General features: G+C 55.8%; 10 protein-coding genes. 8 read left to right on the top strand and 2 right to left on the bottom strand.

The genetic code is table 11. From position 1 onward, the window contains the following. Positions 1 to 190 precede the first annotated feature (190 nt). A complete protein-coding gene (locus NW856_RS06725) occupies positions 191 to 1,876 on the bottom strand; it encodes an S-layer homology domain-containing protein (protein WP_414399590.1) in 1,686 nt (561 codons plus the stop codon). Positions 1,877 to 2,193: 317 nt separating this feature from the next. On the opposite strand from NW856_RS06725, the gene psbE reads away from it, so the two are divergent. From psbE to NW856_RS06685, 8 genes are all read left to right on the top strand, one after another. Then, complete coding sequence (gene psbE / locus NW856_RS06720; RefSeq protein ID WP_011433109.1) at positions 2,194 to 2,439, top strand: cytochrome b559 subunit alpha; 246 nt, start codon at positions 2,194 to 2,196, stop codon at positions 2,437 to 2,439. 76 nt (positions 2,440 to 2,515) lie between these two features. Next, complete coding sequence (psbF, locus tag NW856_RS06715) at positions 2,516 to 2,647, top strand: cytochrome b559 subunit beta (protein WP_011433110.1); 132 nt, start codon at positions 2,516 to 2,518, stop codon at positions 2,645 to 2,647. Between the two features lie 5 nt (positions 2,648 to 2,652). Next, entirely contained in the window at positions 2,653 to 2,778 is a 126-nt protein-coding gene (locus NW856_RS06710) for a photosystem II reaction center protein L (protein ID WP_011433111.1), read from the top strand. A gap of 143 nt (positions 2,779 to 2,921) precedes the next feature. Next, a complete protein-coding gene (locus NW856_RS06705; RefSeq protein ID WP_414356643.1) occupies positions 2,922 to 3,041 on the top strand; it encodes a photosystem II reaction center protein J in 120 nt (39 codons plus the stop codon). 102 nt (positions 3,042 to 3,143) lie between these two features. Beyond that, positions 3,144 to 3,410: a transposase gene (locus tag NW856_RS06700; RefSeq protein WP_414356642.1), complete on the top strand. Its 267-nt coding sequence runs from the start codon at positions 3,144 to 3,146 to the stop codon at positions 3,408 to 3,410. Between the two features lie 137 nt (positions 3,411 to 3,547). Then, complete coding sequence (locus tag NW856_RS06695) at positions 3,548 to 4,018, top strand: photosystem I reaction center protein subunit XI (protein WP_011433113.1); 471 nt, start codon at positions 3,548 to 3,550, stop codon at positions 4,016 to 4,018. Between the two features lie 38 nt (positions 4,019 to 4,056). Continuing rightward, entirely contained in the window at positions 4,057 to 4,170 is a 114-nt protein-coding gene (locus NW856_RS06690) for a photosystem I reaction center subunit VIII (protein WP_011433114.1), read from the top strand. Positions 4,171 to 4,474: 304 nt separating this feature from the next. Next, on the top strand, positions 4,475 to 4,741 hold the full coding sequence (locus tag NW856_RS06685; protein ID WP_414399589.1) for an ARPP-1 family domain-containing protein: 267 nt from the start codon (positions 4,475 to 4,477) through the stop codon (positions 4,739 to 4,741). Between the two features lie 83 nt (positions 4,742 to 4,824). Here the strand turns inward: NW856_RS06685 and NW856_RS06680 are convergent, their stop codons facing one another. After that, on the bottom strand, positions 4,825 to 6,258 hold the full coding sequence (locus tag NW856_RS06680) for a 1-acyl-sn-glycerol-3-phosphate acyltransferase (RefSeq protein WP_414399588.1): 1,434 nt from the start codon (positions 6,256 to 6,258) through the stop codon (positions 4,825 to 4,827). Positions 6,259 to 6,594: the final 336 nt, after the last annotated feature.

Here is a 6,594-nt window from a genome sequence, read left to right as displayed (position 1 = left end):
ACAGTCGAAAGGTCTGCCTTCTGGTTGCCATGGGTAGACACACTCTATCCCAGTTCTGAGTGCTTTATCCCCCGAACAACCGATCCGGTGGTGCTATCCATCCCCACTCTACAGAGGGTGGGGAATTCCGCACGTTTTGTTAACAAATCTACAATACCCTGATTTTAGTTGACCCTTTGCAGGGATCCCGCTAGGGGGCAATGGTAATGGGCGAGGGGCTGGTTTGGGTGGTCTTTTGGCCCCCTCTTTGCAAGATCACCTCGATGATGCCGTTGTTGACCGGCTGCATGTTGAAGGGCAACTGCTGCTGGGTTTCGTATAGGCCCGGCGCCACCTCCCGCATTTCGACTTCCGGCGTTACCCCAACAATCCGAAAAGCAGCCCGCCCCCCCGGATCCCCTCGCATGGTGACTTTGAGAATTTCTCCCATGCGCAGATTGGTGCTGTTGGTGGTGACACTGAAAATCTGGGGCAGTCCCGTGGCGACGGGTGCGGAAACCGGCTGAATGGTGGAGCGGGTTCCTCTGGAGCCATCGATGGAAAAAGGAAAAATCTCCCGATGTTCCTGGCTGAGGCCGTCCTTGGTGAGCACAATCCTCAAGGTGGGATTGTTGGCCTGGTGGGTGGGGGCTACCACGTAGGTGCCTTCGTAGTGGTTGGGTCGTACCTCCCGCATCGGCTGGTTCAGGGCCAGATTCCCCAGATCAAACTGGGCGATCCCTCCAGATTCCCCCCAAATGGCAATGGTGAGAATGTCCCCTTCCACCAAGTCGCGCTGGGGATCCAAGCGAATGGCCTCAATGCGCGGATAGCGATTGCTGGCTGCAGTCAGAGGGGCTGGCTGCGGCAGAGGAGCCAGGGGCGGAAACACCGACTCCACCGGCGGGGGAGCGACATTGCCCAAGGCCAGTTGAGGTAGCCGCCGTTGAACGCGGGTACTGACGCCATTGAGGGTCAATTGAATACTGATGTCGGGGCCAAAGACGGCATCCTGAGGACCAAGGCTATAAACTGCGCGGTAGTAGCCGGGCTGCACCTCCTGCATCGGCAGACCCTGAACCACGCCGCCGATATCAACCGTAGCCCTGCCGTTGGGAGTGGCCTGCGCTTCAATGGTCAAGGTTCCCCCTGCAGGAACACTTCCTCCCTCGGGAGTGATCCGCGTTTGGAAGATTTCGGGTTGGACAGTCTCGGCCACCCGGGCTGGGGAGGGACGCAACTGGGCCACAGGGGGTGGCAAGGGCGGAAGCTGACCGCGATACACCAGGGCCTGATGCAACAACACCGCCCCTTCTGCTCGCCTCAGCACGCGATTGGGCTGAAGACGAGCTGGATCCGGCACATTCACCAGCAGCCCCGCTTCGCCTGCCATGGCCACAAAAGCCCGCCCTACCTCCGGCACATCAGCCGCATCGGTGTACAGAGCCATCCAGCGCTCAATGTCGGCCTGGGTGGGAGCAGGCAATTGCAGAGCCCGCACCAAAATGGCCAGGGCTTCCAGGTGGGTGATATCCCCTTGCGGGCGAAACTCGTTGCCCTCGTATAGGCGCATGGCCCCCGCCTGCAGCACGGCTTGGGCAGTCCAATAGTCGGGGGTGTTGGGCTCCAGGTCGCGAATCTCCTGCACCTGGTTGGGATTGGGAATGTAGCCGAAAAACTCCGTCAGCCACTGGGCCAATTCCAGACGGGTCAGGGTGGCTGACAGGGGTTCTTGGGTGATCACCACATCTGTCTGACGTTCCAGAGCCGCCACGTAGGGGTCGGTCCAGGCCAGCAAGGCTTGCTGCTCCACCCCTTGGGACCAAGCCGGCAAGCTGACACCCGACCAGCCCAGCGTCCAACACAAGCTCAGAGCTAGGGGCCACGAGCACCGCATAGCTGTCACTCCTGTTCCAACAACATCCCCTCAGGGCCAGCTTATCTCAAACTTCCGCCCCATCCTCAAGCCCTCGATGCCCCTTGGGATTGCGCCCTTTGGCAGTGAGATTCTGAAAACTCGGGTAAGAAGGTTCGCCGCAGGGATCCCTTAGGAGATTTTACCTATGCAAGACGGGATCCGGCTTGGCAGCAAAGGGGCTAAGCGAATGTCTTGCAACTTTGCAACTTGTAGTTGTGCATCCAAATCCTTATCATTGTGTTATAGACTCAGAAAGTTCAGAAAGCACTTTTGCCCCTACCCTAAGGAGGAGTTTCATGGCTGGCAGCACCGGAGAGCGACCTTTTGTCGATATCATTACCAGTGTCCGCTACTGGGTCATTCACGCCCTGACCATTCCCGCTTTGTTTTTGGCAGGCTGGCTTTTTGTGAGCACCGGCCTGGCCTACGATATTTTCGGCACCCCACGCCCCAATGAGTATTTCACGGCAGAGCGCCAGGAGTTGCCGATCGTCAGCGATCGCTTCAATGCTCTGGAGGAGTTGGAGAGGCTGACTCGCTAGGAGTGCCCGTGGGTAAGTGGACTATTCGTTGTTGCAATTTGTAAGTTGATTGAGCTTTTTGCGTAGGGTGATATCTATGGCCACTAAATCTGATGAACCCGTTTTTTACCCTGTTTTTACCGTCCGTTGGCTGGCGGTACATACCTTGGCGATCCCAACTGTTTTCTTCTTGGGAGCTATTGCTGCAATGCAGTTTATTCAACGGTGAACCCAATGGCTGATCAACCCGAAAGGAATCCCAACTCCCAACCGGTGGAGCTAAACCGCACTTCCCTTTACCTGGGTTTGCTGCTGGTGTTTGTGGTTGGGCTGTTGTTCTCCAGCTACTTTCTCAACTGAGGCCAGGATCCCACTCTGCTCTTCTTAGAGTTGAAAGGGGCTGGCAAGGGATACAGTTGGCTTTTGGCCAGCTTTTGTTCCCTTATTACCGAAAATGTAATTGCTGCTAGTTCCGTCTTTAGTTCTTTTGGAGACCAGTTGCTATGACCAGTCAAGCAAGGATCCCTTTGTGGATAGTGGCCGTGGTTGCCGGTTTGGGTGTGCTCACGGTAGTTGGGCTTTTCTTCTATGGCTCCTATGTGGGCTTGGGCTCGAGCCTGTAAGTTTGAGGTTTTTAGTCTGTTAGTCTGGTAGTAGCCCGCAATAGGTAGGGGTACAAAGCCGCATGGTTTTTATGGCCTAGCTGAATTCAGTTAGGCCTTTCGATGCTGTTGTATCTACCACTTTTTCCGGGGCTACCCATCACGTTGAAATCCTTTTTGGTGACCAATGCAGGGGAGTCTGTTCCAGTTCCCCAGTATTATCGCCAAGCACAAAAGCGGTTACAGAGATTACAGCGGTCATTATCCCGCAAGAAGCAAGGGTCAAACCGCCGTAAGAAAGCCTTAAGGCGAGTGGCGAAGGCCCATCTCAAAGTAGCCAATCAGCGCAAGGATTTCCACTACAAGACAGCCAACTGGTTGTTAGGGTGAGTGTTGAGAGGATGTCACAAGAGCTATCTCTGTGTTAAGAGAGCATGAACTTTTTTAACGATCCGGATGGCAGTTGCCGAGAGGGTAACTTAGGCCCCGTAGAATGAATCGCAAAATTCCAGGCAGGACATTCGGACATGGATTACATTCGCACCTTTAACGACGATCCCTGCGAGGGGCATCTTTCGACGCCCATCAGCGATTCTCCTGTCACCCGTCTGTTTATCAACAATCTCCCCATCAACCGTCCTGGCTTATCGCCGCTGTTGCGGGGTCTAGAAATTGGGCTGGCCCATGGCTATTTCTTGGTAGGGCCAGAAATTGTGCTGGGGCCGCTGCGGGATTACCCTGAGGCAGCTAACTTAGGCGGGCTGGTTACGGCGATGGCGATTGTGCTGCTGGGAACCGCCTGCATGTCGGCCTATGGCAGCGTTACCTTCGGAAACAAGCCGGAAACACCGGGGGCCGCTCCTCTGGCTACAGCTCGGGGTTGGGGGGATCTGACGGCAGGATTTTTCTTGGGAGGTATGGGTGGCGTGTTCGCTGCCTATTTCCTGCTGGAGAACTTTGCCGGGATCGACGCCATCTTTCGAGGGCTGGTGAATTAGTTGTCAAGTTTGTCAAGTCACTTGAGAGGAGCAAAATCATGACCGGTTCTTACGCTGCTGCTTATCTTCCTTGGATTTTTATCCCCATTGTTGGTTGGCTGCTTCCTGCAGTGGGCATGGCAGTGCTTTTTTTGTACATTGAGCGGGACTAGTCCCGGAGTGCTTTGATACTCACTAGTGCTGATTAATTTCAATTATTTCAGGCTAGAGATCAACCCCAGATATTGAGGCAGGGATCCCTTTTTTAGGGATCCCTCTCTTTTGGTCAGGATGATTTCCATCCGCGCTACCAGAGTCCCGAAAGGCGAAGGCTGTCCCCTCACCTCTTTTTTTTAGGAAGGGAGCATTTCCAAAGGACTTTAGATTGGAGCAGGATCCGGCGAGCTGATCCCAAGTCAACAAGGGGAAGGGCAGCTTCCGCAACACCCTTGCAACTTCAACGAGAAGGAGGAGTCGATGGCCAGCCTTAACTTTCCAACCCTGCGTATTGGGGATCCCATTCAAGAGGGCAGTTTCCAGGTTTTCCCTCTCTTTTCTCAGGGGGAGCAGGAAGTTGCCTATCGCCTTCCAGATCTGCAAACCAAGGAAGCAACCATCACCGAGGTGAGCGAGGCCGGAGCAGTACCTCACCTGGTTGTGGAAAACCACAGTGAGTTCCTATTGCTGCTGGGAGTACCGAGCAGAGTCCCAGCGGGGCGACCAAGGCTCAGCTCTGTTCTATGATGGGAAGGTGGTTTATCTTTCAGCAGTCTCTCGGCAGTAGTGCCAGGCTTCTCACCTAAGCTGGTTCCCCCTTTGGGGGATCCCTAGAAATTGGAAGAAAAAGAAAGAAATTGGAAAGAAAAAACATCCTGAGTTAGCTCGGTCACCGCCTGTTTGGCTTCCTGGCGGCCTCGGCAATACCGCTCTAACCGCTCGCTAACGGAGATGGGATCCCCGACGGTCACGTGAACCCCCCGCCAGCCTAGGCGAGGGCGGGCTGGGTAGGATTCCCCTCGAAGGCGGGCCAGCACATCAAATAGAATGAGGGCAGTTTCTGCCAGCCGCTCAAAAGAGGGTTTGCTCAGCAAATACTCTTCCTGGACGGCTACACAGCTTTCCACCAAGCGCATGTGCTGCAGGTAGAGCGTTGCCTGGTGGGCTTTCCAGTCGAGCAACCCCCGCTGCAGGGGAGACAGGGATCCAGGATGCCGCAATTCTTCTCGGTAAATCTGGATCCAGGCGACTTCTTCAATGCGGCGGCAGCGGCTGTTCCAATCCCCCTGGGGAGATAGGCCGAAGTAGGTCTCCGCAGTTTCCAGAGCTTTGTGGAGCAGCCGCCCCAGGCGAGCGTTGAAGTGGCCAGGGGCTAGCCTCTGCTCTAGCGGTGGCTCTTTATCATCTCTTTCGGAGACAAAAGGAGGTAGGTCGTAGAAGGCTTCCAGTTGTCCCAGGAGATGCTGGGCTAGGCGGCAGATCCGCTGGGTGTAGCGAAGGTTGGGGCTCCTGGAGGATCTTGGCTCTGGCTTCGGAGGCGTCAACCCACTCAGGTGCTCAAGGCGCGCCAGCAGGCGCTCCAGCTTCGTCCAGGAGGGATCCGTGTAGTAGTACCGAATGCCAATGGGCAGCAAAATGACGGTCTCTGAGCGACCAGCTTTGGCCAGGTCCTCGGCGCACCAAAAGCACAGCTGAGCCATTCCCGGTTCCAGGGGATTGATCCGTTCGCTGTGGCCGTTGGTGGCTCCTTCTGGGGCGATTGCAAAGGGAAATTGCCCATCCAGGAGCAGTTGCCGGGCCGCCTTTAGCGCCACCCGATCCACCCTCCGACCGCGGCGTATAGGGATCCCGCCCAGGCGAGACAACAGCCACCCCAGCCATTCCCCTCCCCAGAGGGGCATGCCCCGGTCGTAGAGAAAATGGGCGTGAAGGGGTTCTCGAAGGCGGATCCCTTGTCGACGGGCGGCTTCGGGCACCAGGCGAGATAGAACGTACAGGCCCACCAGCGGATCATCCACCTCCACATGTCGGAAAGCCAGGACTAGGCGAATTTGACCCTCCTGGAACTGGTGGTAGAGCCGCGCCAAGATCTCCGCCCCTGTGGCCTCGATTTTGGCAATGCCGGAAGGAAGCCAGCGCCGCACCCTCACCCGCAAGAGCAGGGGCAGGATCCCGTGGACGAGCCGTAGCACCCAGGCGCTATAGGCGGGCGGAATAAAGTCGAGGGGAGGACGGGCAAAATGGGGCGGTGGTGACAAGAGCAAGATTTGTTCCCAAGGTAGCTCAAGAGAAGAAGTGTAGTTAAACGCAAATCAGATTCATATCCCATCGCTCAGATTATTCATCAAGTCGCTACAGAGATCACTGGATATGCAGCCATTCTCAATCAATAATCAATATCAACAATATCAATGATTGAGATCCTTCCCCTGAGACCCCACGCCGTCGGCGCAACCGCTCTCTACTCTCCTCAAGCCCCCGACCCCTCTCTCACAAGGGGAGATGAGAGTTGGGAATCGTGGCCATGTCGTGCCCTTTACATTGCTTTCTTTGTCTTCCGTTGCAGTGAAGACGCTCTCTTCTCTCTACTTTCGTCTCTT

The sequence above is a fragment of the Synechococcus sp. R3-13 genome (genome assembly GCF_047462195.1).
Taxonomy (GTDB): Bacteria; Cyanobacteriota; Cyanobacteriia; order Thermostichales; family Thermostichaceae; genus Thermostichus.
The sequence above is the reverse complement of the archived record's forward strand: the minus strand, read 5'-3'. Positions and strand labels throughout refer to the sequence as shown.